The following is a 25,569-nucleotide window of genomic DNA, read 5'->3' on the forward strand; positions in this document are numbered from 1 at the left end:
TTCAGCAGGACTTTTGGTAGAGTCTGCGTACTTCAAATTACGGGGGCGCCGGGGACCATGAGCCTGTTGAAAAGACCAGCACGCCACATGTATGCGTTATGGGCTGCGATCATGGTAGCAGGCACATTCACCATCTGGCTGGCTTTGCAGGCACCCTGGCTGGGTGTTCGTTTCGATCTGTCCGAAACGGGCAAGGCGGTTGTGGTCGGGGCGACGCAAAGGAGCGATGTGCCGACAGGCGCGACCGTGCTGCGGATGCAGGGGCGCGATGCAGAAATGATCGACATCGCGCCTATGGATATCATCGAAGAACCGGATTTCTACGATACCTATCAGGAGATGGAGGCCTTCTTCGAGCGACAGGCCGTGCTGGATGCGATCCTGCGCTCGGGCGAAGTGCGCTTGCACTGGCAAGCTGAAGACGGCACAACGGGCACAACGGTGATCGTCCCGGGCAAGCGGTCGATGCGGGATCTGTCGATGGTCTTCTGGTTCCAGCTCGGCGCTGGATTCGCTTGCCTGATGATTGCAGGCTGGGTTTATCTGTTGCGGCCCCGGGACTGGGGGGCGCGCATGTTCGCCTTGACCGGACTTGCCTTCCCCATAGCGACCTCGACTGCCGCGATCTACAGTACGCGCGAGCTGGCCTTGCCGGAAGCCCTGTTTCGTCATTTATCCACACTCAACCATTTAGGTTCCACAGCCTTCGGTATCGCACTGGTAGCGTTGTTCATGTGCTATCCACGCATGCTGTTCCGGCCTCGCAATCTGCTGGTGCTGCCCGCCATCTTTGGCGCATGGTTCCTTGCGGATATTTTTCGTTGGGCACCAGATACCGACTGGGGCTTCCGCATTCCACTTATCATTGAATTGCTGCTGGCGATCACCTTAGCTGTAATGCAATGGCGCAGAAGCTACCGCCAGCCTCTGGAGCGTGCCTCGCTACGCTGGTTCGCGCTGTCAAGTCTGCTCGGGTGCAGTCTGTTCATCCTGGCAGTCCCCGGTTATTCCACGTTGGGCTTATTGCCGCCGTTATCCCAAGGCTATTCCTTCGGGTTCTTTCTGATCATGTATGCGGGCATCGCGCTCGGGCTGCGCAAATATCGGCTGTTCGACATGGACGAATGGGCTTACAGGGTATTGCTCTGGATCGCGGGAGCGACGGCGGTGATCACGCTGGACGTGTTGTTGATCATGGCGGGCATCGAGCAGGCCATGTCGCTCGGCGTCTCGTTGCTGGTCAGCGGCTGGATGTATTTCCCCTTCCGGCAATGGCTGTGGCAGCGCATCGTGAACAGCAACGTGGTGCGGCTGGAGACGCTGTTGCCGCAGATTTCCGAATTGGCGTTCCTGTCCGAGGGTGAATCGCGCGAGGCACACTTGGAAGCCGTGCTGCGACGCATGTTCGATCCGCTCGAGATACGACGCGGCGAGGCCGCCTGTGCGGAGGTGACCGTACTTGAAGATGGCCTCGCGCTGTGCCTCCCGGCTTCCGGCGGTTTGCAGTCGCGCACTTTGCGCTTCGCGGCAGGTGGTCGGCGGCTGTTCTCCACGCGCGATGCCAGTTTTGCCGCCACGCTGTGCCATTTGGTCGAACAGGTGATGACCGGGCGCGAAGGTTACGAACGCGGGGTACATCAGGAGCGGCAGCGCTTGGCGCGCGACCTGCACGACAACATCGGCGCGCGTCTGCTGCGGCTCATCCATCACCTGAGGGGTTCGCCCGATGCGGATATCGCGCGCGATGCGATGAAAGACCTGTGCTCGGCCATCGCGGCCATCGACGCGCCACCTGCCCCGCTTCAAGAGGCGCTGGCCGATTGGCGTGCCGAGATCGATGCCCGCTGCGCAGCGGCGGGGGTGGCGCTGGAGTGGCAACAGGGCGAACTGCCACGATCGAACCTGCAGCCACGCATCAAGGCCGCGCTCGGTTCGGTATTGCGCGAAGCGGTGACCAACGCGCTCAAGCATGCCACGCCCTGCAAAGTGGAAGTCCGCATCGCGGCTGAGGGATCGGAACTGGCGTTGAGTGTGGGCAACGACGGCAACAGAGGAGACCCCATGCACTGGCAGGAAGGCTATGGCTTGCGCAGCATACGCGGGCGATTGCATGATCTCGGCGGCACGCTGGTCATCGCAGCGCAGGAAGGGTCGGTACGTCTGCTGATGTCCGTACCGCTGAAAGGACTCAATCCATGAAAGCACTCATCCTGGAGGACATGCCGGAATCGCAGGAGATGCTGTGCGAGATCGCGGCGGCGGCTTTTCCCGGGATCGAATGCGTCTGCGTGGCAGATGTGAAAAACGCGCTGGCGCACGCTACGGATTGTTTTCAGCTTGGACTGATCGATCTTTCGCTGCCGGATGGATCCGGCATCGAGGTGATCCAGCGGCTGGCTACGGAATGCCCATCGTGCACGATCGTCGTGGCAACCATCTTCGACGACGACGAACATCTTTTTCCCGCTCTGCGTGCCGGGGCGCACGGCTATCTGCTTAAGGATGAGGCACCTGAGGTATTGGCCAGACAACTGCAAGGCATACGTGAAGGGCGACCGCCGCTGTCACCCTCGGTCGCACGGCGCATGCTGAGTCACTTCAGGGAAATACCGGACGCGGTACAGGAAGAGCAGAAGAGCCTGCTATCCCCTCGCGAGCGCGAGGTGTTGGGGCAGCTGGCACGCGGCATCAGCATCGCCGCCATCGCGCAGGAGATGGGCATCTCGCACCACACCGTGGGCGACCATGTGAAGAACATCTATCGCAAGCTCAACATCTCATCACGTGCCGAAGCCGCGCTGCAAGCCCGCAATATGGGTTTGATGTAACGCTTCAGTCCGGCAATCGGCTCTGCAACACGTCGCGGTCATCCCCTAATTACTCCCGACGATCTCTAAGACGGTTGCTAGTTGCGTGCTCATTGCATACAGACTTCTTTTGCCTAAGTTGCACCACTACTTAGGATGCTCAAATGTCTGGTGCTGAGTGAATAACGGACATCACTTCGTTACGACTAATTAGCAATTCAAGAAATCGGAAATGTCTCTTCAGGCCGAAGAGTGAGCTTTCCCAGCAGCGCCATCGAGTGACTGCAATTGGCACGCAGCCGCCTGACAGCATTTGTATCTGCCCGCCGTAAAGCTGTCGTTCACAATCAAGAGATGACTGGCCGGTTTGAACCTCCGGACCAATACTACCGAATCTCATCTTGAAACGGTACGCGGTCAATCGGCATTCCTGATAACTCCTATTATCAGGAATTGCACTTTTCGTGGATAAAGTGGCAGGTAATACAAGCCGCCGTTCAAAACGGCACAATACACCTGCAAATACAAGCATCTGCAATGCCGTGTTCTGAAATACAATCGACGCATCACACAACAGAGTGCGACACCATGGATCAGCAACAACAAAAAACGGAAGAGATGATCGACGGACTGGTGCGGCCAGAAAGAATGGCTCACACCATCGGGCGAACGCCCAAGTTCATCCAGGACGAGATTGCCGGCCTTGTGGAGGGGGAGCAGATTCCTGGCTCTTTCGGAGATCTGATCAAGCGCTCTGTCGAGATGACTGAAGAGCACAAGGAATTCGCCGGAACGAACGTTGTATCGATTTTTCGGAAGGGCGTTGTTGGCTAGATCCCTATGGGGGCTATACCACCATAGAGCCCCTTCAACGGTTGAGCAGTTCAGCGGCCGCTCGCTTCCCCAGCGCCCTTAAAGCTACGACCCTTTCCATTTGCGAAGCTCGCGGACTCGACTTGCCGGCCTCCCAGCTGTAAACGGTCTGTGCGGACACTCCAAGAAGGGAGCCAACTGCTTCTGCGCTCAAACCCAATCGATTTCGATGGGATTTGAATCCCTTCGCTGTAAAACGCGGTTTGCTCGCAGGCTCGGAGGAGGGCGCTTCACCAGCCAATTTTGAAACGAGCTTTTCCAATCGTCCGACTTGCTGCTCAAGAGTTGATGTACGCCGCTTCAGTGACGCGATTTCTGAGCGGTATTGCGTGGATGTTTTCTTGAGTTTGTCTGTCTCGCCACGTATCTCTTTGCGAGAGATTCGCGAGATCTCATCCTTCAACATTGAAGTAAGATTGGCCACAATTAACCCTCCTAGGATTGTTCACGGTGTTTTAAGTAGCACTCTACGAATACTGCATTTTCATTGTAGCCCATCAGGCTGCAAAGATTTAGGTCAGCCAGGTCGGCAATTCGGCCAAAGCAGTCACTGAAAACTAGGTGATATTACTTCCGCTTTCGATCCATTGCGCCTAGTTATGATTGTTCGAGTTTAGGTGCGTTTCTCATTCCAGAGTAACAGCTCATCCATCTAAAAATATGCGCATCCAGTCCTGCAGATTTAAGCAAGTTAGACCTGATGGACTGTGGCCTTGTATTTCAGTAAGCGCATTCCATTAAATACGACGATCAGGCTGGCCCCCATGTCAGCGAACACCGCCATCCAGAGCGTGGCTTGCCCAGCAAGCGCCAAGATGAAAAATACCGCCTTGATGCCGATGGCCAGCGCGATGTTCTGCCGCAGCACGCGGGACGTATCGCGGCTTAGCCGGATGAAGTGCGGCACTTTGCGCAGATCGTCATCCATCAGGGCGACATCGGCGGTCTCGATGGCCGTGTCGGTTCCGGCTGCGCCCATCGCGAAGCCTATGGATGCCTTGGCCAGCGCTGGTGCATCGTTGATGCCGTCACCCACCATGCCAACTTTTCCATAACGACTGACCAATTCATCAATCGCTGCCAGCTTGTCTTCCGGCAGCAGGTTGCCGCGCGCATCGTCTATACCCACTTGGGCGGCAATCACGCTGGCCGTTGTCTGGTTGTCGCCGGTCAACATCACCGATGTCACACCGAGCGCGTGAAGCTGGCGGATGGCCTCGGCGCTGTGGCTCCGCACCGTATCGGCCACGCCGATGATGCACAGCGGCTCGGTTGCCGTAGCCAGCACCACGGCTGTCTTGCCCGCCTGTTCCAGACGATGCAGTACCTCCTCGACATGCACTCCGCAGACACCCAGTTCTTCGATCTGCCGATGGTTTCCCACATAGTAAAGTTGCCCGTCCACCACCGCTTTGGCTCCGCGCCCGGTGATGGATTCAAACGATGTGATTGGCAACAGCGCCCGTTCCGTCTCACCGCCATCCTGCCAAGCCGACACGATGGCCGCCGCAACGGGATGCTCGGAATGTGCATCCACGCTGGCGGCAAGTTGCAGCAATTTGTCCTTCGGCCATTCGACCAGCGGAACCACATCGGTCACGACAGGCCTGCCGTGCGTGAGCGTGCCGGTCTTGTCCAGCGCCATCGCCTTGATCAAACGGCCATTCTCCAGATGCACGCCGCCCTTGACCAGAATGCCCAGCCTCGCCGCTGCGGCAAGACCGCTCACCACGGTAACAGGCGTGGAGATCACCAACGCGCAGGGGCAGGCGATCACCAGCATGACCAGCGCCTTGTAGAGCCAAGGTTGGAACGCAGCGCCGAACAACAGCGGCGGTACGACTGCCACCAGTATTGCGAAGACCACTACCGCCGGGGTATAGTAAAGCGCGAACTGGTCGACGAAGCGCTGCGTCGGCGCGCGCTGACCTTGTGCCTCCTGCACCGTATGGATGATGCGGTCCAGCGTGGTGTTACCCTTGTTCGCCGTGACGCGGAATTCCAGCATGCCGCGTTCGTTCAGGGTTCCCGCGAACACCGGATCACCCGCCGCCTTCACCACGGGCATGCTCTCCCCGGTGATCGGTGCCTGGTTCACCGAACTGCCGCCCGCCGTGACCACGCCGTCCAGCGGGATGCGTTCGCCCGGTTTGACGCGCACGGTATGTCCGATCCGCACATCGGCAGCCGCCATGTCTTGCCACTCGCCGTTGTCGAGTTGCACGGTGGCGATTTCCGGAGTCATGGCCATCAGCCCCTTGATCGCGTTCTTGGCACGTTCCAGCGAAAGCGTTTCGATCAATTCAGCCAGCGCGAACAGGAAGATCACCACCGCAGCCTCCGGCCATTCGCCGATGGCAATCGCGCCGATCACGGCGACGCTCATCAGGAAATTCATGTTCATGGTGAAGTTTTTGAGCGCGATCCATCCCTTTTTCAGGGTGCCGAGACCGCCGGTAGCGATGGATAGCAAAGCCAGCGAGATCACCGCAACCGATTGCTCGCTTGCCCCGCTCCATGCAACGATTTCCGCAGCGATGGCCGCAGCGCCGGACACCGCCATCAGCATCCAGGTCCGGCGCGACACCACAGGAGATTCCACCTTGCAAGTGGAGCAGGAACCAGGCTGGCATTGCGGCCCGGTGTCTGTCTTCATGCCTATCTCGCGCAAGGCATCGCGAATGGCTTGATCGTCGTCCAGCGTATGCATCACCGTAAGACGGCGAGCCATCAGGTTGAATGACAGCTCACCGATGCCGGGCACTGATCCGAGACGTTTGCGAATCAGTGCCTCCTCGGTCGGGCAGTCCATGTTGCTGATGACATATACCGATTGTTTCATTTCATTCCTTCCATAACTCCAAAGATTTTCCGATCCTTTACCTTGGCTGCCACATCCATTGCTGGCGCTGCATCATCTGGTCCATCATCATCTGCTGTGTGCCCATGTATTGATCCATCATGTACTGGCGCTGCTTCATCTGTTCTGGGGTGAGATTGGAGTAGTAGCCACCCATGCCACGCCAGCCCATCATGTGATCGCCCATCATATGGCCTCCCATCATGTGACCGCCCATCATGTGACCGCCCATCATCCCTCCGCCGCAACATCCCATCATGCCCGGCCCCCACATACCGCCCATCATTCCGCTCGTGCTTTGCATGGTCGTCCAGTGTTCCTGCAGCAAACGCTGCCGTTCCTGCGGGTCTTGTGTCTGGCGAATCTTGTCCATCTGCTCCTGCATGGTCTTCAGGTTTTCCTGAATCTGCGACATCTGCTTGTCAAATTTCGCAACATCGGGTGCCTGCTGCGCCGACTGGCTTTCCTTTCCGGCAGGGGGAGTCTTCTCGGCCAGTGCCGGTACAGCAGAAAACAAGACAACGGACATTGCAGCTATAAAAATCGTCTTTTTCATGATCACTTCTCCTTTATGGTTGAAAACACACTACATGGGCCGAAACGGCCCGGTTCAAACCAGGTTGTGATACCAAATACGATAACTTAAATACCATACTACTCCGCTTGGTTATGCTTATGAAATCCTATACTTCACCTACGAGACTGCCTGCAACACCCGTTCGAGTTTCTGCCGTACCTCGCGCGCCAAGTCGGTGATGGCAGGCTTGTCGACGAGATCGAGCACAGCGTTTGGATCCATGATCTCGACGTAAACAGCACCCGATTCGTCCTGGCGCACCACCACGTTACATGGCAGCAGCAGGCCGATGGAAGGCTCGGCCACAAGAGCTCGATGCGCCAGCGGCGGGTTGCAAGCACCGAGAATGCGATAGGGCGGTATGTCCTGGTTAAGCTTCTTCTTGAGCGTTGCCGCCACGTCGATGTCGGTCAGCACGCCAAACCCCTCGGCTTGCAAGGCACGGATCACTTGCTCCAACGCACTTTCAAAATCCAGTGCAACCTGCTTGCCAAAGCCATAACGAATACCCATGATCTTCTCCTTATCAAGTATTGAACTCATAACCAACTTCAGTACGCCAGAAATTCCGGCCACTGGCAGCAAGTGGCCGCATCCCCAATCCCGTTCACGTACCGCTTCACTTTCCTAGTGCCGTTAATGTCATAACGCCCCCTTTCTTTCAATCGCAGTCACCTGGTAGGTGCAGCGCCCCGCCAGACCGCAGTTGGCAGCACGCAAAGCCTGCAAGACATTCTCCACATCCTCGTCCTTGAGCAGAATGTCCACCCGCACGTGCGGCGTGTAGCCGATTACGCGGTCGCGCGCGGAAAGCACAGGATCAGATTCGTCCTGGGGACTGTGGCCCTCGACCTGGATGAAGGTAAACCAGGTTACCTGCTCAAGGCTGTGCAGCGTATCCGCCAGCGTCTGTTGAATATCGGCATGCACGATCAACATGAGGTTCTTCATTTCATTTTCCTTTGGTTATTCTGGATGCTCGACTCAAAACGAGTCTCGATCCAGGCATAGAGTGTGGGCAATAGCACCAGCGTCAGTAGTGTGGAGGTGATTAGTCCGCCGATCACCACCACGGCCAGTGGTCGCTGCAATTCGGAGCCGGGGCCGGTGGCCAACAGCATCGGCATGAGGCCGAGGCTGGCGATGAGCGCCGTCATCAGCACCGGCCGCAAGCGGCGCTCCGCGCCTTCCTGCACTGCTTGCAATATCGTGCGTCCCGTCTCGCGCAACTGATTGATATAGGCCACCATCACCACACCGTTGAGCACCGCCACGCCGAACAGCGTGATGAAGCCCACCGATGCGGGTACCGACAGATAAAGCCCGGAGAGATAAAGACTCACCACCCCGCCGATCAGGGCGAACGGGATATTCAGGATGATCAGTCCGGCCTGGCGCACCGAGCGGAAGGTCGAAAACAACATGAAGAAGATTAGCGCGATGGATACAGGCACGACTACGCCCAGACGTTGCGCCGCCCGTTGCTGGTTCTCGAACTGTCCGCCGTAGCTGATGTGGTAGCCCTCGGGCAGTTTCACTTCGCGCTCGATGGCAGCCCGCAATTCTTCGACGAAACCCACCACATCGCGCCCCTCGACGTTGGTGCGCACGGCGACTAGTCGACGTGCCGATTCGCGCTGGATCAGTACCGGCCCGTCCGCTTCCCTGACATCGGCAACCTCACCGAGGGGAACCAGCGCACCGCCTGCAGTTCGGATCAGCAGCGCCTTGATCGCCCGAGGCGAGGCACGCGCGGCTTCCGGATAACGCACCAACACACCGAAGCGTCGGCTACCTTCGATGACATCGGTCACCACCTTGCCACCGACTGCGGATTCCACCACGGCATTCACATCCTCGTTGTTGAGGCCGTAACGCGCTAGCTTTTCCGAATTGATAGCGACGGTGAGGTAGCCTTGCCCGGAAAGGCGCGCCCTGAACACGTCGCTTGCGCCTTGGGTGCGCTTGACGATTTCCTCGATTTTGCCGGACAGCGCTTCCAGTGTGGCGAAGTCGTCGCCGAAGAGCTTGATGGCAACAGCGGCGCGCACCCCGGACAGCATCTCCGAGACGCGCATGTCAATCGGCTGGCTAAAACCTGCTTCGACACCCAGCTCTTCAAACGGCTCCAGCTTTTCGCGCAATTTTTTCTGGAAAGCTTCGAGATCGTAGCCCCAATCCTTGCGCGGCTTGGTCTGTAGGAAGCAGTCGGTCTGGTAAAAGCCCATCGGATCGAGCCTCAGCTCGTCGGCACCGCTGCGGCAGATCATGCCGGTGACCTCGGGGATTTCCAAGATCGCTTTCTGGATCGGCTTGTCCAGCGCCAGCGATGCTTCAAGTGAGATGTCGGAAGCTTTCTCCAAGCTCACCACCGTTTGCCCCTCGTCCATCGTCGGCATGAACTCCTTGCCGATCAACGGAAACAACGCTGCGGCAGCTAAAAGAAGCACAATCGCCCCGAACACGGCGGACTTGCGATACTCAATCGCCCAGCGCATCGTCGGCAGATACACGCGCTTGATCGCCGCCAGCAGACGGTCTTCGCCGTGCGCGCCCGAGCGCATGAGGAAGCTCGCCAGCACCGGAATCACGCTGAGCGACAGCAGCAGTGAGCCCAGCAGCGCAAACACGATGGTCAGTGCGAGCGGCCCGAACATGCGACCTTCGAGCCCGGTGAGCGAGAACAGCGGCAGGAACACGATGACGATGATGAGGATGCCGGACAGTACCGGAGCGGACACCTCGGCCACGGCGCGATAGACCAGATGCAAGCGGCTCACCCCCTTGGGCGCATGCGCGAGCTGGGTATGCACGTTCTCCACCACTACCACGGCTGCATCCACCAGGATGCCGATGGCGATGGCAAGCCCTCCGAGCGACATCAGGTTGGCGCTGACGCCAAACAGCTTCATCAGGATGAAGGTGGACAGCACCGTCAGCGGCAGGATCAGCGCCACGGTGAGCGCTGCACGCAAATTGCCGAGCAGCACGATCAGCACCAGAATCACCAGCACCACCGCCTCGCCGAGGGCCTTCTCCACCGTGAGCACCGCCGCGTTGATAAGATCGGTGCGGTCATAGTAGGGCTCGATGGTGACGCCCTTGGGGAGCGAGGGGGCAAGGCGCGCGAGTTCTTGCTTGACGGATTCGACCACCGTGCGGCTGTTGGCACCGACACGTAGCAAAACCAAGCCGGTCACAATCTCACCTTCGCCGTTCGCTGTCACACCACCGAAACGCACCAGCGACCCTTCGGCGACTTGCGCGACATCGCCGATGCGCACGGGCAAACCGCTTCGGGTCACAACGCTGATACTCTTGATGTCGTCGGCATTCTTGAGTTGTCCGACCGTGCGCACCAGCAGCATCTTGTCGCTGCGGTTGACGCGGTCGCCGCCCGCGTTGCGGTTATTACGCGCGATGGCGCGCTCTATATCTTCAATCGTCAAGCCCTGTGCGGCAAGTTTGTGCGGTTCGGGGCGAACTTCGAAGGCGCGCACGAAGCCGCCCATTGCATTCACGTCCGCCACCCCATCGACAGCCCGCAGTTGCGGCCGGATCACCCAATCCTGAAGGGTGCGCAGTTCGCTGTTCGAGTACCCATCTCCCTTGACCCGGTACATGTAGATGTCGCTCAAGGGCGTGGCTATCGGTGCCAGCACGACTTCCGCATCCATGGGAAGCGCCCCGCGTACCTGATTGAGCCGCTCAGAAACCTGCTGGCGCGCCCAATAGATATCGGTGCCATCCTCAAAGTCGATGACGATGTTGGATATGGCGTACTTGGTGGTCGAACGCAGGAGCTTCAGGCGCGGGATACCCTGCATCTCCATCTCGATGGGGAAGGCGATGCGCGACTCGACCTCGGTCGGCGCAAGTCCGGGGGCCTTGACGAGTACCTGTACTTGCGGTGGCGAAATGTCGGGGAAGGCATCGATGGGTAACGTGCGAAATGCCCACAGCCCGCCGATGACTACCGCGACGGCGATGATCAACATCATCAGGCGCTGGATCAGCGCAAAACGGATAAGTGCGGCGATCATGGCTGATACTCCTTCAGGTCAACAACGGATAATCCGGCAGCAAATCTCACTTCCGCCGAGGACAGAACGCATTCGTGCAGCAGTTCCAAATAACGTGTACGGGCATCGAAGTAGGCATAGCTGGCATCGACCAGCGTCAGCACGTTGGATTCGCCTGCGGCGAAACTGCGGCGGGTGAGCTCGAACATTTTTCGCGCCGGTTCGATAAGTTGCTCATCCATCAACCGGGTTTGATCTTGCAGGCGAGTCAGTTGGGTATATGCCTGTTCCAGTCGCATCTTGGCATCTCGACGCAACACTTCGTAGCGTGACTGGCTCGCATCGGCATCGGCCTGGGCTTTGCCTTCCATGGCGCGATTCCGGCTCCAAACAGGAATCTCTATCCCTACGCCAATCCCCGTGATGTTCATGGTGGTGCCGTTGTTGAAATCACGGTCATGGAAAAACTTCAGTACAGGGTCGGCGTAGCGCCTTGATTCCGCCACCTTGATACCCATTTCCGCAGACTCCGTTTCACGGCGAGCCGCCTCAACAGTGGGATGCAGATCTAGTTTGTCGGCCAACACGGCGAATGCTGCCGGATGCTCGGGAAGTATCAGCGGCATCGCCTCCGGGTCACCCTTGCCATTAAGAACGAGTAGGCTCTTGAATCCGATCTGTGCATTTTCAAGGTCACGCTCGGCGAGAATATCTGCCTGATGTGCTTCTTCCTGCAAAAGAGCGAGCCGCCCCGTTTCAAGTGGGGTCAAATATCGCTTTATCCGATCTTCTTTTGCCGCTATTTTTCCCGCAGCGAAACTGTTGGTGAGTTGCAACCGTTCGTGGGACAACTGATGTTTTGCGACAGCAAACTGCACCGCATGAAAAACACGGGCTGTATCGCGCTCTAGCAATAAAAACTGTTCGCGGCGGCTGGCTTGCGCCGCCAACAAACCGGATTCGGCAGCGGCACGCTGATGCGCAAGGCGACGGATCGGTAGTGGTTGGGAGAGAGCGATCTGTGAGAGGCTGATACCACCTTGACCACTAAGCTGGCCGATCCTGTTGTCAGTGCGCAGATCGATACTTGGATTGGGCCAACTTCCCGCCTGAGTCAATTCCATCTGACGCATTTGTATGGTCGCTTCTGATTGGCGGCGCTCCGGCGCTATTTCCAGCACCCGGCGGATCGAGGATTCAAGCGTCCAGACCTTGCCATTCGCGTGGGTGATCGTTGCCGCAGACACGGCGGGCATCGTGGCAGAGATGGTTTCTGCAAGAACAGGGATGGAATACAGCGCCGCCATCCACAGCGGCAATAAAAATCTAAGCATCGAATTCTCCAGACAAGACTACGTTGGAATTCGGCGAGGCTTAGTGTCGCTGATTGCGAAAAAAAACGAAACTGAAGGAACCCCGCCGGATCAGGCGAGCGTTGCCCTAGGCGGACGGAATAGTGCGTCGGGGGAAGAAGACTGAACAGCGACTTGCAACTGGGCAGTGTATTCACCGAAATATTGGGGAACCGCAAAAGCCGTCTGGCTCAATAAGCCCATGAAATGGCTTATTGCATGACACCAGTGATTGCACTGGCCTTCATGTGCCGCAGCATTACCCTCTTGATGTTCACCAGAAACCTGATCGGCAGCCACAGCCAAGTTAATCTGTGCCTCGAACAACACGTCGGCAACAGCTTCGTTATTGAACGTCCAGCCGACCGCGTTGCTCATCAACGTGAGCATCAGGAAGTAGGCGGTCTGTCGAAAAAACTTTCTCATGGCTGCATGTTAACCGGTTTGGAGATTAACGCCTATGCGGACATTTTGGTTTTGTACAGTCCGCATAAATGTGCAACGAGTGATCGTGGACGGTAAATCCAAGGTCGGCGGCGACTTTTTTCTGGCGCGACTCGATGGTCGCATCATGGAACTCTTCCACATGGCCGCATTGTAGACACACGATATGATCGTGGTGCTTGCCCTCATTAAGTTCAAACACCGACTTTCCGCCTTCAAAATTGTGTCGCACCAACAGCCCTGCGTGCTCGAACTGGGTCAGCACGCGGTATACCGTAGCCAGTCCAACGTCCCCCCCGTTTGCCGATAAAAGTCTATAAACGTCTTCCGCGCTCAGGTGGCGTTCTTGCCCAGATTCGAACAATCCCAGAATCTTGAGCCGTGGCAGAGTCGATTTCAGGCCCACATTCTTCAGGCTATCTGGCTGAGCTTGATCCATATCTGTTCAATGTGCCTTGGTTTTTTGATTTTGAGCATATTGTCAGAAATCATTTGCAAATGCAAACGAGAATAGTTATCGTTCGCACTCTCAATTAAAAAGGACCGACATGAAACACCTCATTCTTTTATTGGCTTTATTGCCTCTGCACGCACTTGCCGCTGATGCAGACTTCATCCTTACAATCAAGGATCACCGATTTCTGCCCTCCGAAATGAGGGTTCCGGCAGGGAAAAAGATCAAGCTACAGATAATCAATAAAGATGCGACACCTGAAGAGTTCGAGAGCCATGCCTTGAACCGCGAAAAAGTGATTGCAGGAAATGGCAGTACCGTAATCTTCATCGGGCCGCTGGAAGCAGGCCGCTACCAGTTCATGGGGGAATTCCATGAAGCTACCGCCCAAGGGGTAATCATCGCTCAATAGGAGTCACATCATGTTTGAAACCGCCATTATCGTTTTCCGTGAAGTCCTGGAAGCCGCCCTTCTTATCGGCATAGTCGCTGCGGCGACACGCAGCGTTCCCGGCAGCAGGTTCTGGCTGGCATCCGGATTATTGGCCGGCCTGGCCGGAGCTGCCTTGGTTGCAGCGTTCACCGACACGATTGGATCGCTCGCTAGCGGAATCGGGCAGGAACTGTTCAATGCCGTCATTCTTGGGTTCGCGGTGCTGATGTTGATGTGGCACAACATCTGGATGGCATCGCATGGCGCTGAATTGGCAGCCAGTGCGCGAATAGTAGGCGGCGATATTCGCGATGGGCGCAGCGAATGTTCTGCATTGTTGATCATTGTCAGTCTGGCTGTGTTGAGGGAAGGCTCGGAAACCGTGCTGTTTCTCTATGGCATCGCGGCGACCGACGGCGGTGGACGCTCTGCAATGCTGTCAGGCGGTCTGGTTGGCATGTTGCTTGGCATCGCAACTGGTTACGCGATTTATGCCGGGCTATTACGCATTCCCATGCGTTGGTTCTTTGGGGTGACTGGCGTACTCGTGCTTCTTTTGGCCGCCGGCATGGCTTCGCAAGCGGCTCACTTCTTGATCCAAGCTGACCTGTTACCCAGCCTTGCGGCACCGCTATGGGACACTTCGAATTCGCTGCCGGAAGATGCTCTCCCTGGTATGTTGCTGCGCAGCCTTATCGGATACGACTCGCGTCCGGCAGGAATGCAATTGATCTTTTATATCGCCGTGTTGGCCGTTACCTACCTAGGGATGCGCCTAGCAGCGTCCAAACGTCGGCACAGAATCGAACTGTGAGGGACGCATGAGCACAAAATTAGCCTTCCTGCTGCCGACAGCCTTTGTTTGGGCGCTCTTCGCACAACCCGTTGTCGCCGGCCCCGCAGATTATGTGTACACCCCAATGGTGGAATACGGCGAGAAAGAGATCGATTCAAAATATGGATCTGCCCGGCAACCGGATGGAACGCTTAGGCAGGTTGCCAGCCTTGGTGTGGGTTATGGCGCCAAGGAATATTGGTTCACCGAGGTCTATTTTAAGCGGGAGCGCAACGGCAACCAAGAGTCCAACTCGGTTGAATGGGAAAACAAGTTTCAGCTTACCGAGGCCGGGGAATACCCCCTTGATCTGGGCTTCATCACGGAGTTGGAAGCGCCGTTAAGCAGCAATGCCCCGTGGGAAGTCAGACTTGGTCCATTGCTCCAATCGGATTTCGGCAGGGTTCAGTTGAATGGAAATTTGCTGTTCGAGCGCGCCTTCGGCAAGACTGATGAGAGCGGCGTTCCGTTCAGTACCAACCTCGGTTATCAGTGGCAGGTCAAATATCGCTGGCAGCCCGTTTTCGAATTCGGCATGCAAGGATTGGGCGAGGTAGGAAAATGGAACAACTGGAGTAAAAGCGCCGAGCAGTCGCATCAAATGGGGCCGGCAATCTTCGGTAAATTGGCTCTGGGTACCCGGCAAGCAATCAAGTACAACGCAGCCTGGCTTATGGGCGCAAATCATGCGACTCCCGGCCATACAGTCAGGATGCAAGCGGAGTATGAGTTCTGATTTGCGTGTATATCCAGCAAAGAAACCAGCCAGTCAAACCACCTCTGCTGAAGAGTGGTAGCCACAGCAACGTAGACTACGAAGTAGAACTTTTCTATTCCTTGGTTTGAATACACTGCCAAAAAATCACCACATCCAATCTTTGGTTCTGCGACGGATATGACGCCGCAATATCCCATAGGTCAATATGACAAAGTATCTATACCTCCACCTATAGCTTTGAAGCGATATGTGAAACATCCAAGTGCTGAGCGTTTAGTTAGCAATGTCTGCCTATGGGGATTAACGATTCCATAGCAGCCATTGGCTCATCTGGTACTCACCGGCAGTTATGGCCGAATTACAGCCTGTCGCATCCTCAGGCAATTACTGACAAGTGACTTCATTAATCCTTGTCCGAGGAGTGAGATGGTGGGTAGAGTGGGGGGGGGGAATTTGATACTCTCGATATCATGATGGATGAAGCAGGTGAGTTAAGTTGCAAACGTCTGGCGGCGCGCGCACGAAAACTAGTGTCGTCTGTTCAGTCGTGGACTTGTAAAACCATCTGCAACTATCTGAATTTTAACGACCACAAGTGCAGTAAAATGCGCCTATTTTTAGGGCTGTCTTGAGTTTAATGTGATGAATGATAAGGAAAAAGCTGGCGTTATTTTTATCTGCATGGGCAATATCTGGCTTAGTACTGAAGGGGTTGTCCGTCTATAGGTGTGACAAGTCAAACTTTGTAATATCGTAATAAGCTCAGCCCAACGGTTAACTGTTCAGTGGCCGCTCGCTTGCCCAACCTCCTCAACGCTACGATTCTTGCCATTTTCGCAGTTCGCGGGCTCGATTTATCTGCTTCCCAACTGTAGATGGTCTGTGCGGACACTTCTGAGAAGGGAGTCGGCAGCTTCTGCGTGTTGCCGTGCACTGAAAATTGAGAGGAGCTATCGAGAAGATAAGTTGGAAATGCAACTCACTGTTCTTCGATAATCAAAATTCCGTTGTCGATGGTGTTGGGATCATCCGTCCTTGGCTTGAATGCAACTACGCGCCATCCATGCTTGTAAATTTCATCGACGCCGACAAGTTCGTTCCCGAACATTCCCCAGCAAGTGAACATCCCGGCCTTACTGCTTTCCTGCACGCAAGAGGCGCCTTTCTTGTAGTGTGATGGCGTGGTGCTGTTGTCTGGAATGTTTCCTGCATGAGCTAGAGACATCAGGGCCAATCCAAGCATCACGAACCCTGCTGTTACTTTTCGAAGATGATGGCAATTCACAGAAAGTCCCCTTTCAAAGTTTGAGCGTCTTTCACAATCTCCGAATCCCGCTTCTACGCAGGGCTCGGACCAGCATATCTTCTTGAGCTTTTTCCTCGGCGATCTCTTGGTAGATCTTCCTCCAGTCGTTTGGCTTGAGGTTTCTGCACCGTTCAGCGGAGCGTCGAGATGCGCGGTTTGCTGCAGGTGTGAGCCATAACAATGACCAGGCATAGAACAGGCCGGAAAGTACCAATACGGTGATTACAGGAGCCCCAGCCAGTATGAACGTCACTGGGAAAAACAGTTGATATGCAATCCCTTTGGCATCCAGTCCACCTGAGAAATTGGTCATCACGTCATACACGTACTGCTTGACCGGATGATTCATGTATTCCACGGTTGCATAGTTGTGCTTGTCTGGCACCTTCACGTCACGATAGTGGGGGAGGCCAAAGGGCATTGTGCGGCCTTTGTATTGAGGAAGGTCTTCCCATCGCGTCAGCTTTTCCCCCCACATTTCTTCTGTCCTGCAGACTTTCAGTAATGTCCCAGTTCCATTTGGCTTGAATAAATTTGCGAGTGGCAACGCACCCCACTGACCGAGGTGCAACTTCACCACTTCCCTGTATAGCCAAGAAAGAACGGACATGGCACCGATCGCACATACAGCCAACATGACAATTCCGAGAACAGTAGTCATTCTGGTTATCCCCTTATCTGTAGGGCTCCAATTTAGCACAAATGAGAAGCAAACTCCGTGGAAACAAACACCGCAAGAATGGATTCTTCGCGGCATGGCAAAACGTACAGCAGTCAATGTTGGGAAATCCTCGGAGGAGCAAGATCTGCGAAGCATTCTTGCGCAGAATGTTCGTCGCATTAGGCGTGAACAGTCTCTTTCGCAGGAGGACCTAGCATTCAGGAGTGATCTGGATCGAACCTATATTTCAGCGGTCGAGCGCTGCATCTGGAATGTGTCGCTAGGAAACATCGGGAAGATTGCCGCTGCACTCAATGTCGAGCCTTGGCAGTTGCTTTTGCCTGAGGAGTAGCCTACTTATTCAGTTTTGCAAGTATCGAACTTGGTGTCAGATGCGTGTACTTCCGCAACTCCGAAAGCGTCTTGTGCCCAGTGATACTTTGGACCTCAAATACGTTGAGACCTTTTTCGAACAGTCTCGATGCGCCTTCATGCCTCAAATCATGAAAATGTAGGTCGTGGGCGCCGATGTCATCTCTGGCGGCCTCCCAGGCTCTCCTGAGCTGCCCTTTGTTGATCGACCACACCTCACCTTCATCTTCCCAGCCAACTGCATCAAGGGCGTTCATGGCAACGCGTGAAAGGATGGTGGTGCGAGACTCGCCGTTCTTTGTGTCGGTGAGTAGGGCTGTGCATTTCTTTTTGTTTATATTCTCCCAGCGCAAGGAGAATATTTCCGATTGGCGCATGGCCGTTTCTACCGCAATGATGACGAATTGCTTCGGCTCGCCGATTAGCGCTTTCATCAGCTTGTCGTATTCCCCTTTTTTGAGCCGCCTGGTTCTCGCCACTCCGTTATCTGGCAGATCTATCTGGCCGGTGACGGGATTCGTCACCGGCAGGCGCCACTGACGTATTGCTACGCGATACAGGTGTGAGATGAGTGAGACATACTTGCGTTGATTGTTTTCGCTTCCGCCAATCTCTCCCATGAAAGCGATTACGTCGTCAGCGGTGACCCCATGGAAAGGCTTCTTTGCCAACTGCATGCGCTTCGCTTTGCCGATTCGCCATTCCTCGGTATCGGCACCTTTCTTGTGCGGAGTTATCTCCAGCAGGTAGCGATCAAGCGCATCGCTGACTGATAAACCCTTTATTGTCTGTTTTTTTATGCGACTCTCAATTACTGCGCTCTCATGTACATCGAGCGCTTGAGAGAGTTTGTGACTGTCACGAAAGACGCGCGCCTCTGCTAGACTGTCGAGCGTCTTGTCTAGCTTGTGGCCGTTCACCATCATGCGTACGCGGAAAGAGTACAAACCTTCTTGGTATATGCCTTTCTCGACCTTTTTCCACATGATGGTGCCCACGAACTATTTGCCGGATTTTGCCGGATAATTATTTTTGAATCAATATAAACAGCGCAGGCAATGGGTTTGGTGGGATTTAATCTATGGATTTAGGTTCCAGCGCCGCAAGGCGTGAGAGTTCGAGTCTCTCCTTTCGCACCAGTCATATCCCCTGCTTTTCGCCAAGTATTCATACCTTCACATTGTTCTGTCAGCATTTACAGGCTATATTGCATCACAGGAGCGATAAATGCCGAACGAAAGCCAGAACAAGCGCGCCGTATTAGAAGCGCGTCACCATGACCCCTTTTCATACCTGGGGTTGCACCGATCCAAATCAGAATACATATTCCGGGTGTTCCAGCCTTATGCCACCGAAGTTTCGGTGTTCGACGGCAAGGCATGGCTGCAACTGGAGCGTGTCGATGCAGCAGGACTGTTCGAATGGCGTGGCAAACAGGCTTTGCCTGTACCTTGCCGTTTGCGGCTGAACTATTTCAACCATCTGCTGGAAGTGCATGATGCCTTTACCTTTGGCAGCAGCATCAGCGAACACGACCTGCATCTGTTCTCGGAAGGCACGCTACAGCAGGCCTACCGTACTCTGGGCTCGCATCATATGGAGTTGCAGGGAGTGTGGGGCGTGCGTTTCGCGGTGTGGGCACCGAATGCGGAACGTGTCAGCGTGGTGGGGGATTTCAACGGCTGGGATGGTCGCGTGCATCCTATGCGTTCCTTGGGCAGCAGCGGCATCTGGGAGATATTCATCCCGGATATCGGCATCGGCGAGTTGTACAAGTTCGAGATCCGCAGTCGCCACAGCGGTGCCTTGCTGACCAAGACCGATCCCTATGGCTTCAGTTTCGAGATGCGTCCTGGAACGGCATCGCGCGTGGTTTCGCTGGCCAACCATGACTGGCGGGATGAAAGCTGGATGACGGAACGTGCAGCGTGCGACTGGCAACATCGACCGCTGAACATTTACGAGGTGCACGCCGGTTCCTGGAAGCGGCATTGGGATGGGCGTTTCTACAATTTCCGCGAACTGGCCGATACGCTGGTGCCCTACGTGCAGGAGATGGGCTATACGCATATCGAGCTGATGCCGGTCAGCGAGCATCCGCTGGATGAATCCTGGGGTTATCAGACCACCGGCTATTTCGGTGTCACCAGCCGCTTCGGCACGCCGGACGATTTCCGCTATTTCGTCGATTGCTGCCACTTGGCGGGCATCGGCGTGATCCTCGACTGGGTGCCGGCGCATTTCCCGAAAGACAGCTGGGCGCTGGCGCATTTCGACGGTACCGCCTTGTATGAACATGAGGACCCGCGCCTGGGCGAGCACCAGGACTGGGGCACGCTGATCTTCAACTACGGTCGCAACGAGGTGCGCAACTTCCTGCTGACCAACGCCTATTTCTGGCTGAAAGAATTCCATATCGACGGTCTGCGTGTGGATGCGGTGGCTTCCATGCTGTATCTGGACTACTCGCGCGAGGCGGGCCAGTGGCTGCCGAACCGTTACGGCGGGCGCGAGAACATCGAAGCGGTGGACTTCCTGCGCCAGCTGAACGTGATGACCCACCAGCATTTCCCCGGCACGCTCACCCTTGCCGAAGAATCCACCTCGTGGCCCATGGTGTCGCGCCCGACCTATCTGGGCGGACTGGGCTTCTCCATGAAGTGGAACATGGGCTGGATGAACGACACGCTGGCCTATATCGAGCACGATCCGGTGCATCGCCGCTACCACCAGAACATGCTGACCTTCGGCCAGCTGTACGCCTACACCGAGAACTTTGTGCTGCCTTTCTCGCACGACGAGGTGGTGCACGGCAAACATTCACTGCTGGACAAGATGCCGGGCGACGGCTGGCAGAAGTTCGCCAACCTGCGTCTGCTGTTCACCTACCAGATGACGATCTCGGGCAAGAAGCTCAACTTCATGGGCAACGAGATCGCACAGGGGCAGGAGTGGCGTGTCGGCGCGGAGCTGGACTGGTATCTGCTCGATCGCGGCGAGCACAGCGGGGTCAAGAACCTGGTGCGCGATCTGAACCGGCTGTATCGCGATGTGCCGGCACTGCATGAACTGGATTTCTCGCATGAGGGTTTCCGCTGGGTCGACTGCAACAACGCCGACCAGTCGGTGCTGGTCTATCGCCGTATCGCGCGTGACGGTTCGGAGGTGATCGTGGCATTGAACTTCACGCCGGTGCCGCGCGAGAACTATCGTATCGGCGTGCCGCAGAAGGGCGGTTACCGCGAGATATTCAACAGCGACTCGCACTATTACGGCGGCAGCAACATGGGCAACGGCTTCGGCATGTATTCGAACGATGTCGAATGCGACGGCATGGTGCAGTCCGTCGCGATCACTTTGCCGCCGCTGGCGGGCATCGTATTGCAGCGGATGGCTTGATGCGGGACAGGGGACAACGGATACAACAAGAGCGGGCAGGGTTCAGGATATGTCTCAATTAACGCAATCACCGGCATGGCAGGCGCTGCAAAAGCATAGGGCATCGTTACAGGGTTTCTCGTTGCGTACGGCCTTCGCCGCCGATGCGGGACGTTTTGCAAGATTCTCGCTGCGCTTCGACGATCTGCTGCTCGACTATTCCAAGAACCTGATCGACGGGGAGACGATGTCGCACCTGATGGCGCTGGCGCGCCAGGCCGATGTGGCAGGCTGGCGCGAGCGCATGTTCGCCGGCGACAAGATCAACTTCACCGAAGGCCGCGCGGTGCTGCATACCGCATTGCGCGCGGCAACCGTGGCGGATCATGCGCCGGTCCGTGTGGACGGTCTGGATGTGTTGCCCGGCGTGCGGCACGTGATGGAGAAGATGCGCCTTTTCTGCAACAGCGTGCGCAACGGCGTGTGGCGCGGTTACAGCGGCAAGCCGATCACGGATGTGGTGAACATCGGCATCGGCGGTTCCTATCTTGGACCGCTGATGGTGTGCCAGGCTTTGCAGCCCTATGCATTGCCGCAGCTGCGTGCGCATTTCGTTTCCAACGTGGATGGCGCGGATATCGCCACCAGGCTGGCGACGCTGGATCCCGAAACGACACTGTTCATCGTCGCGTCCAAGACCTTCACCACGCAGGAGACGCTGATGAACGCGCGTTCCGCGCGCGACTGGCTGCTGGCCGCTGCGCTCGACGAGGCGCATGTCGCCAAACATTTCGTGGCGTTGTCCACCAATGCGGCGGCGGTCAAGGCGTTCGGCATCGACCCCAACAACATGTTCGAGTTCTCCGACTGGGTCGGCGGGCGCTACTCGCTGTGGTCGGCCATCGGCCTGTCCATCGCGCTGTATGTCGGCATGGACCGGTTCGAGGAGTTGCTGCAGGGCGGCAACGATATGGACGAACATTTCCGCAGTGCGCCGCTGGAGCAGAACATGCCGGTGATCCTGGCCATGCTCGGCGTGTGGTATCGCAATTTCCACGATGCGGCCTCTATCGCCATGCTGCCCTATGACCAGTCACTGGAATATTTCACCGCCTATTTCCAGCAGGCCGACATGGAGAGCAACGGCAAGCGCGTGGACAGGCAGGGCAATGCGGTCGATTACGCCACCGGCCCCATCCTGTGGGGGGGCACCGGCACCAACGGCCAGCATGCCTACTACCAGCTGATCCATCAGGGCACACAGATGATCCCGGCGGACTTCATCGCGCCGGCCAACAGTCACTATCCGCTGGGCGAACATCACGCCACGCTGCTGTCCAATTATTTCGCGCAGACCGAGGCACTGATGAAGGGCAAGAGCGAGGCCGAGGCGCGTGCCGAGCTGGAGGCGAGCGGGATGGCGGAGGAAGACATCGAGCTGCTGTTGCCGCATAAGGTGTTCACTGGCAACAAGCCGACCAACTCTATCCTGTTCGAGCGTCTCACGCCGCGCACGTTGGGACGCCTGATCGCCTTGTATGAACACAAGATATTCGTGCAGGGAGTCATCTGGAACGTCAATTCCTACGACCAGTGGGGGGTGGAGCTGGGCAAACAGCTGGCTTCGCACATCCTGCCCGAGTTGCGCGATGCGCAGCCAGTGACCGCCCACGATGCCTCGACCAACGGGCTGATCAACCATTACAAATCAATCAGGCAGTAGAACTATGCGTATCCTGTTCGCCACTTCCGAGATGCACCCGCTGATCAAGACCGGCGGTCTGGCCGATGTCAGCGCCTCGCTGCCGGCCGCCTTGCAGGCGCTGGGACAGGACGTGCGCGTGCTGCTGCCGGGCTACACCCAAGTGCTGGATAGGCTGCAGGGCAAGAAGGTGGTCGCCACCTTCAAACCGTTCGAGGATCAGGCCGAGGTGCGCCTGCTGAGCGCGAAGATGCCGGGGACCGGCGTGACGCTGTATGTGCTGGATGCGCCGCATTATTACTGCCGGGTGGGCGGCCCCTACCAGTACCACCTGGGCGGCGACTGGCCGGACAATCCGATGCGTTTCGGCCTGCTGTCGCGTGTGGCGGCCATGCTGGGCAGCAGCGCATCGCCGCTGAACTGGCAGGCGGAGCTGGTGCATTGCAACGATTGGCAGACCGGTCTGGTGCCGGCCTACCTGCATCTGGATCAGGACCCCCACGCCAGGACCGTGATGGCGATCCACAACATCGCCTTCCAGGGCAACTTCGACCATGAGTGGACGAAACATCTGCATCTGCCACAGTCGCTGTATCACATGCACGGCGTGGAGTTCCACGGCCATCTTTCCTTCCTCAAGGCCGGTCTGCAGTATGCCGACCGTATCGTCACGGTCAGCCCGACCTATGCGCACGAGATCCAGGTGACGGAGATGGGCTATGGCATGCAGGGATTGCTGACGATGCGCAGTGCGCAGGTCAGCGGCATCCTCAACGGCATCGACGAGAGCGAGTGGGACCCCGCGACCGACCCGCATCTGCCCGCCCATTACGACACGAAAGACTTGAGCGGGAAGGCCGGGGTGAAACGTGCGCTGCAGCAACGGTTGGGGCTGGAGGCGAATGCGCAGGCACCGTTGTTGGGGGTGGTCAGCCGCCTCACCTACCAGAAGGGGCTGGATCTGCTGCTGGAATGTCTGCCGACCTTGCTGGACAGCGGCGCGCAACTGGCTGTGCTGGGCAGCGGGGAACCCGAGTTCGAGCGGCGCTACCAGCTGCTGGCGCAGCGCTACACCGGCCGGGTGTCGGTGACCACCCGCTTCGACGAGGCACTGTCGCACCAGATCATGGCGGGGGCGGACATCTTCCTGATGCCGTCGCGTTTCGAACCGTGCGGCCTGAACCAGATGTACGGCATGCGCTACGGCACACCGCCGGTGGTGCGCCGCACCGGCGGACTGGCCGATTCGGTCATCAATGCCAGTCTGGAAGGCGGCACCGGATTCGTGTTCGACGAGCCCGGTGTGGCGGCATTGCAGCAGACCATCAAGTGGGCGATCGAGTGTTACCACGATGCGCCGACGTTCCGCCGCATACAACTGAACGGCATGAACAAGGATGTCGGTTGGCGTCATAGTGCCCAGCTGTATCTGGATCTGTACCGGTCAGTATTGGAAAAGCAGCATCAATAAACACAGGGAGAGCTACATGGCACAGGATATGCATTCACCACGCTTCATCAGCGCGCTCACCAAGAACACCGTCGCCTTGATCCTGGCGGGCGGGCGCGGCAGTCGCCTGCACAATATGACCGACTGGAACGCCAAGCCGGCCGTGCAGTTCGGCGGCAAGTTCCGCATCATCGACTTCCCGCTGTCCAACTGCATCAACTCGGGCATCCGCCGTGTCGGCGTGGTCACCCAGTACAAGGCGCACACCCTGATCGAACACATCCAGAAGGGCTGGGGTTTCCTGCGCGGCGAGTTCAACGAGTTCGTCGCCCTGCTGCCGGCGCAGCAGCGCATCCAGGAGGAGTGGTATCGAGGTACGGCAGATGCGGTGTTCCAGAACATCGACATCCTGCGCGGTTACAACCCGGAGTACATCGTCATCCTGGCGGGCGACCACATCTACAAGATGGACTACGGCGAGATGCTGGCCGCGCACGTGCGCAGCGAGGCTGACATGACCGTGGGCTGTCTCGAAGTGCCGGTGGCGGAGGCCACGGCTTTCGGCGTGATGACGGTGAACGAGGAGGATCGTATCGTCAAATTCTCCGAGAAACCTGCCAATCCGACCGAGATCCCCGACAAGCCGGGACGCGCGCTGGCCAGCATGGGTATCTATGTGTTCAATGCCAAGTTCCTGTACGAGCAACTGGTGCGCGATGCGGACACCAAGTCGTCCACCCATGATTTCGGCCACGACATCATCCCCTACCTGATCGAGCGCTATCGCGTGTACGCGCACAGGTTCGAGAAGAGTTGTGTGGGCATGACCGATTCGGGCGGCGCGTACTGGCGCGATGTGGGGACCATAGACGCCTACTGGGAAGCCAACATGGAGATGGTGGATGTGGTGCCGGCTCTTGATCTGTATGACAAGACCTGGCCGATCTGGACCTACCAGGAACAGTTGCCGCCGGCCAAATTCGTGTTCAACGAGGAAGGGCGGCGCGGCGAGGCGATCGATTCCATGGTGTCGGGTGGCGACATCATCAGCGGGGCGCGCGTGTTCCACAGCGTGCTGTTCTCCGACGTGCGTGTCGGCGAGCGCAGCGAAGTGACCGACTCGGTCATACTGTCGGGCTGCCGCATCGGCAGCAATGTGAAACTGAAACGGGTGGTGCTGGACAATCGTTGCGAGATACCCGATGGCATGACCATCGGTTTCAATCGTGACGAGGATGCCAAACGCTTCCATGTCTCCAAGGGCGGTGTCACGCTGGTCACGCCGGACATGCTGGGGCAGTCCATCCACCACGTCAGATAAATCA

Annotated in this window: 23 protein-coding genes; 11 read left to right on the top strand and 12 right to left on the bottom strand. The window is 57.0% G+C overall.

Annotated elements, in window-relative coordinates:
- Positions 1–57: 57 nt before the first annotated feature.
- The 3 genes from ACYPYQ_RS05085 to ACYPYQ_RS05095 all read left to right on the top strand — a co-directional run bounded on the left by ACYPYQ_RS05085 (position 58) and on the right by ACYPYQ_RS05095 (position 3,641).
- The gene (locus ACYPYQ_RS05085; RefSeq protein ID WP_459720708.1) at positions 58–2,199 is read left to right on the top strand and encodes a sensor histidine kinase; all 2,142 of its coding nucleotides are present in this window, start codon (positions 58–60) and stop codon (positions 2,197–2,199) included.
- Positions 2,196–2,828 (top strand): LuxR C-terminal-related transcriptional regulator, encoded by a 633-nt coding sequence (locus tag ACYPYQ_RS05090; RefSeq protein WP_459720710.1) that lies wholly within the window; start codon positions 2,196–2,198, stop codon positions 2,826–2,828. Before ACYPYQ_RS05085 ends, ACYPYQ_RS05090 begins: the two co-directional genes overlap by 4 nt.
- A 567-nt stretch (positions 2,829–3,395) precedes the next feature.
- Positions 3,396–3,641, top strand: coding sequence for a hypothetical protein (locus ACYPYQ_RS05095; RefSeq protein WP_459720712.1), 246 nt, complete (start codon positions 3,396–3,398; stop codon positions 3,639–3,641).
- A 34-nt stretch (positions 3,642–3,675) separates the two neighbouring features.
- Here ACYPYQ_RS05095 and ACYPYQ_RS05100 read toward each other — a convergent pair whose 3' ends face one another.
- The 9 genes from ACYPYQ_RS05100 to fur all read right to left on the bottom strand — a co-directional run bounded on the left by ACYPYQ_RS05100 (position 3,676) and on the right by fur (position 13,374).
- The gene (locus ACYPYQ_RS05100; RefSeq protein ID WP_459720715.1) at positions 3,676–4,104 is read right to left on the bottom strand and encodes a helix-turn-helix domain-containing protein; all 429 of its coding nucleotides are present in this window, start codon (positions 4,102–4,104) and stop codon (positions 3,676–3,678) included.
- 267 nt (positions 4,105–4,371) lie between these two features.
- Positions 4,372–6,522: a heavy metal translocating P-type ATPase gene (locus ACYPYQ_RS05105; protein ID WP_459720718.1), complete on the bottom strand. Its 2,151-nt coding sequence runs from the start codon at positions 6,520–6,522 to the stop codon at positions 4,372–4,374.
- A 37-nt stretch (positions 6,523–6,559) separates the two neighbouring features.
- A complete protein-coding gene (locus ACYPYQ_RS05110) occupies positions 6,560–7,096 on the bottom strand; it encodes a DUF2059 domain-containing protein (protein ID WP_459720721.1) in 537 nt (178 codons plus the stop codon).
- Positions 7,097–7,234: 138 nt separating this feature from the next.
- Positions 7,235–7,630 (bottom strand): DUF302 domain-containing protein, encoded by a 396-nt coding sequence (locus tag ACYPYQ_RS05115; protein ID WP_459720724.1) that lies wholly within the window; start codon positions 7,628–7,630, stop codon positions 7,235–7,237.
- Positions 7,631–7,759: 129 nt separating this feature from the next.
- Complete coding sequence (locus tag ACYPYQ_RS05120; protein ID WP_459720727.1) at positions 7,760–8,068, bottom strand: DUF3240 family protein; 309 nt, start codon at positions 8,066–8,068, stop codon at positions 7,760–7,762.
- Positions 8,065–11,160: an efflux RND transporter permease subunit gene (locus ACYPYQ_RS05125; protein ID WP_459720730.1), complete on the bottom strand. Its 3,096-nt coding sequence runs from the start codon at positions 11,158–11,160 to the stop codon at positions 8,065–8,067. Before ACYPYQ_RS05125 ends, ACYPYQ_RS05120 begins: the two co-directional genes overlap by 4 nt.
- The gene (locus ACYPYQ_RS05130; RefSeq protein ID WP_459720734.1) at positions 11,157–12,473 is read right to left on the bottom strand and encodes a TolC family protein; all 1,317 of its coding nucleotides are present in this window, start codon (positions 12,471–12,473) and stop codon (positions 11,157–11,159) included. The genes ACYPYQ_RS05125 and ACYPYQ_RS05130 overlap by 4 nt, the downstream gene beginning before the upstream one ends.
- Before the next feature lie 90 nt (positions 12,474–12,563).
- The gene (locus ACYPYQ_RS05135) at positions 12,564–12,917 is read right to left on the bottom strand and encodes a hypothetical protein (protein WP_459720737.1); all 354 of its coding nucleotides are present in this window, start codon (positions 12,915–12,917) and stop codon (positions 12,564–12,566) included.
- A gap of 25 nt (positions 12,918–12,942) precedes the next feature.
- Complete coding sequence (gene fur, locus ACYPYQ_RS05140) at positions 12,943–13,374, bottom strand: ferric iron uptake transcriptional regulator (RefSeq protein WP_459720740.1); 432 nt, start codon at positions 13,372–13,374, stop codon at positions 12,943–12,945.
- A 109-nt stretch (positions 13,375–13,483) separates the two neighbouring features.
- On the opposite strand from fur, the gene ACYPYQ_RS05145 reads away from it, so the two are divergent.
- The 3 genes from ACYPYQ_RS05145 to ACYPYQ_RS05155 are packed head-to-tail and all read left to right on the top strand — an operon-like array spanning position 13,484 to position 15,393.
- Entirely contained in the window at positions 13,484–13,801 is a 318-nt protein-coding gene (locus ACYPYQ_RS05145; protein WP_459720744.1) for a cupredoxin domain-containing protein, read from the top strand.
- Between the two features lie 10 nt (positions 13,802–13,811).
- Complete coding sequence (locus tag ACYPYQ_RS05150; RefSeq protein ID WP_459720747.1) at positions 13,812–14,636, top strand: FTR1 family iron permease; 825 nt, start codon at positions 13,812–13,814, stop codon at positions 14,634–14,636.
- A gap of 7 nt (positions 14,637–14,643) precedes the next feature.
- Positions 14,644–15,393 carry a hypothetical protein gene (locus ACYPYQ_RS05155; RefSeq protein ID WP_459720749.1) on the top strand — a complete coding sequence of 250 codons (750 nt, stop codon included), beginning with the start codon at positions 14,644–14,646 and terminating at the stop codon, positions 15,391–15,393.
- Between the two features lie 961 nt (positions 15,394–16,354).
- Here ACYPYQ_RS05155 and ACYPYQ_RS05160 read toward each other — a convergent pair.
- The gene (locus tag ACYPYQ_RS05160; protein WP_459720752.1) at positions 16,355–16,618 is read right to left on the bottom strand and encodes a hypothetical protein; all 264 of its coding nucleotides are present in this window, start codon (positions 16,616–16,618) and stop codon (positions 16,355–16,357) included.
- Between the two features lie 73 nt (positions 16,619–16,691).
- Positions 16,692–17,342, bottom strand: a complete 651-nt coding sequence (locus tag ACYPYQ_RS05165; RefSeq protein WP_459720755.1) for a hypothetical protein — start codon at positions 17,340–17,342, stop codon at positions 16,692–16,694.
- 94 nt (positions 17,343–17,436) lie between these two features.
- Here ACYPYQ_RS05165 and ACYPYQ_RS05170 point away from each other — a divergent pair, with 94 nt between their 5' ends.
- Positions 17,437–17,694 (top strand): helix-turn-helix domain-containing protein, encoded by a 258-nt coding sequence (locus tag ACYPYQ_RS05170; RefSeq protein WP_459720758.1) that lies wholly within the window; start codon positions 17,437–17,439, stop codon positions 17,692–17,694.
- A gap of 1 nt (position 17,695) precedes the next feature.
- On the opposite strand, the gene ACYPYQ_RS05175 is transcribed toward ACYPYQ_RS05170, so the two are convergent.
- Positions 17,696–18,712 carry a tyrosine-type recombinase/integrase gene (locus tag ACYPYQ_RS05175; protein ID WP_459720761.1) on the bottom strand — a complete coding sequence of 339 codons (1,017 nt, stop codon included), beginning with the start codon at positions 18,710–18,712 and terminating at the stop codon, positions 17,696–17,698.
- A gap of 229 nt (positions 18,713–18,941) precedes the next feature.
- On the opposite strand from ACYPYQ_RS05175, the gene glgB reads away from it, so the two are divergent.
- From glgB to glgC, 4 genes are read left to right on the top strand one after another with little or no spacing between them, the layout of a single operon-like run.
- The gene (glgB, locus tag ACYPYQ_RS05180; RefSeq protein WP_459720764.1) at positions 18,942–21,113 is read left to right on the top strand and encodes a 1,4-alpha-glucan branching protein GlgB; all 2,172 of its coding nucleotides are present in this window, start codon (positions 18,942–18,944) and stop codon (positions 21,111–21,113) included.
- Between the two features lie 49 nt (positions 21,114–21,162).
- Entirely contained in the window at positions 21,163–22,815 is a 1,653-nt protein-coding gene (gene pgi / locus ACYPYQ_RS05185) for a glucose-6-phosphate isomerase (protein ID WP_459720768.1), read from the top strand.
- Between the two features lie 4 nt (positions 22,816–22,819).
- Positions 22,820–24,265: a glycogen synthase GlgA gene (glgA, locus tag ACYPYQ_RS05190; protein WP_459720771.1), complete on the top strand. Its 1,446-nt coding sequence runs from the start codon at positions 22,820–22,822 to the stop codon at positions 24,263–24,265.
- Between the two features lie 16 nt (positions 24,266–24,281).
- A complete protein-coding gene (gene glgC / locus ACYPYQ_RS05195; RefSeq protein WP_459720774.1) occupies positions 24,282–25,565 on the top strand; it encodes a glucose-1-phosphate adenylyltransferase in 1,284 nt (427 codons plus the stop codon).
- Positions 25,566–25,569 lie beyond the last annotated feature (4 nt).

It is taken from the genome of Sideroxyarcus sp. TK5 (genome assembly GCF_054601595.1).

What these genes read in the sequence shown, in the direction of transcription:
- ACYPYQ_RS05085 (WP_459720708.1), top strand. Translation starts at nt 58, where the DNA reads ATGAGCCTGTTGAAAAGACCAGCACGCCACATGTATGCGTTATGGGCT.
- ACYPYQ_RS05090 (WP_459720710.1), top strand. Translation starts at nt 2,196, where the DNA reads ATGAAAGCACTCATCCTGGAGGACATGCCGGAATCGCAGGAGATGCTG.
- ACYPYQ_RS05095 (WP_459720712.1), top strand. Translation starts at nt 3,396, where the DNA reads ATGGATCAGCAACAACAAAAAACGGAAGAGATGATCGACGGACTGGTG.
- ACYPYQ_RS05105 (WP_459720718.1), bottom strand. Translation starts at nt 6,522, where the DNA reads ATGAAACAATCGGTATATGTCATCAGCAACATGGACTGCCCGACCGAG.
- ACYPYQ_RS05110 (WP_459720721.1), bottom strand. Translation starts at nt 7,096, where the DNA reads ATGAAAAAGACGATTTTTATAGCTGCAATGTCCGTTGTCTTGTTTTCT.
- ACYPYQ_RS05115 (WP_459720724.1), bottom strand. Translation starts at nt 7,630, where the DNA reads ATGGGTATTCGTTATGGCTTTGGCAAGCAGGTTGCACTGGATTTTGAA.
- ACYPYQ_RS05120 (WP_459720727.1), bottom strand. Translation starts at nt 8,068, where the DNA reads ATGAAGAACCTCATGTTGATCGTGCATGCCGATATTCAACAGACGCTG.
- ACYPYQ_RS05125 (WP_459720730.1), bottom strand. Translation starts at nt 11,160, where the DNA reads ATGATCGCCGCACTTATCCGTTTTGCGCTGATCCAGCGCCTGATGATG.
- ACYPYQ_RS05130 (WP_459720734.1), bottom strand. Translation starts at nt 12,473, where the DNA reads ATGCTTAGATTTTTATTGCCGCTGTGGATGGCGGCGCTGTATTCCATC.
- ACYPYQ_RS05135 (WP_459720737.1), bottom strand. Translation starts at nt 12,917, where the DNA reads ATGAGAAAGTTTTTTCGACAGACCGCCTACTTCCTGATGCTCACGTTG.
- fur (WP_459720740.1), bottom strand. Translation starts at nt 13,374, where the DNA reads ATGGATCAAGCTCAGCCAGATAGCCTGAAGAATGTGGGCCTGAAATCG.
- ACYPYQ_RS05145 (WP_459720744.1), top strand. Translation starts at nt 13,484, where the DNA reads ATGAAACACCTCATTCTTTTATTGGCTTTATTGCCTCTGCACGCACTT.
- ACYPYQ_RS05150 (WP_459720747.1), top strand. Translation starts at nt 13,812, where the DNA reads ATGTTTGAAACCGCCATTATCGTTTTCCGTGAAGTCCTGGAAGCCGCC.
- ACYPYQ_RS05155 (WP_459720749.1), top strand. Translation starts at nt 14,644, where the DNA reads ATGAGCACAAAATTAGCCTTCCTGCTGCCGACAGCCTTTGTTTGGGCG.
- ACYPYQ_RS05160 (WP_459720752.1), bottom strand. Translation starts at nt 16,618, where the DNA reads ATGCTTGGATTGGCCCTGATGTCTCTAGCTCATGCAGGAAACATTCCA.
- ACYPYQ_RS05165 (WP_459720755.1), bottom strand. Translation starts at nt 17,342, where the DNA reads ATGACTACTGTTCTCGGAATTGTCATGTTGGCTGTATGTGCGATCGGT.
- ACYPYQ_RS05170 (WP_459720758.1), top strand. Translation starts at nt 17,437, where the DNA reads ATGGCAAAACGTACAGCAGTCAATGTTGGGAAATCCTCGGAGGAGCAA.
- glgB (WP_459720764.1), top strand. Translation starts at nt 18,942, where the DNA reads ATGCCGAACGAAAGCCAGAACAAGCGCGCCGTATTAGAAGCGCGTCAC.
- pgi (WP_459720768.1), top strand. Translation starts at nt 21,163, where the DNA reads ATGTCTCAATTAACGCAATCACCGGCATGGCAGGCGCTGCAAAAGCAT.
- glgA (WP_459720771.1), top strand. Translation starts at nt 22,820, where the DNA reads ATGCGTATCCTGTTCGCCACTTCCGAGATGCACCCGCTGATCAAGACC.
- glgC (WP_459720774.1), top strand. Translation starts at nt 24,282, where the DNA reads ATGGCACAGGATATGCATTCACCACGCTTCATCAGCGCGCTCACCAAG.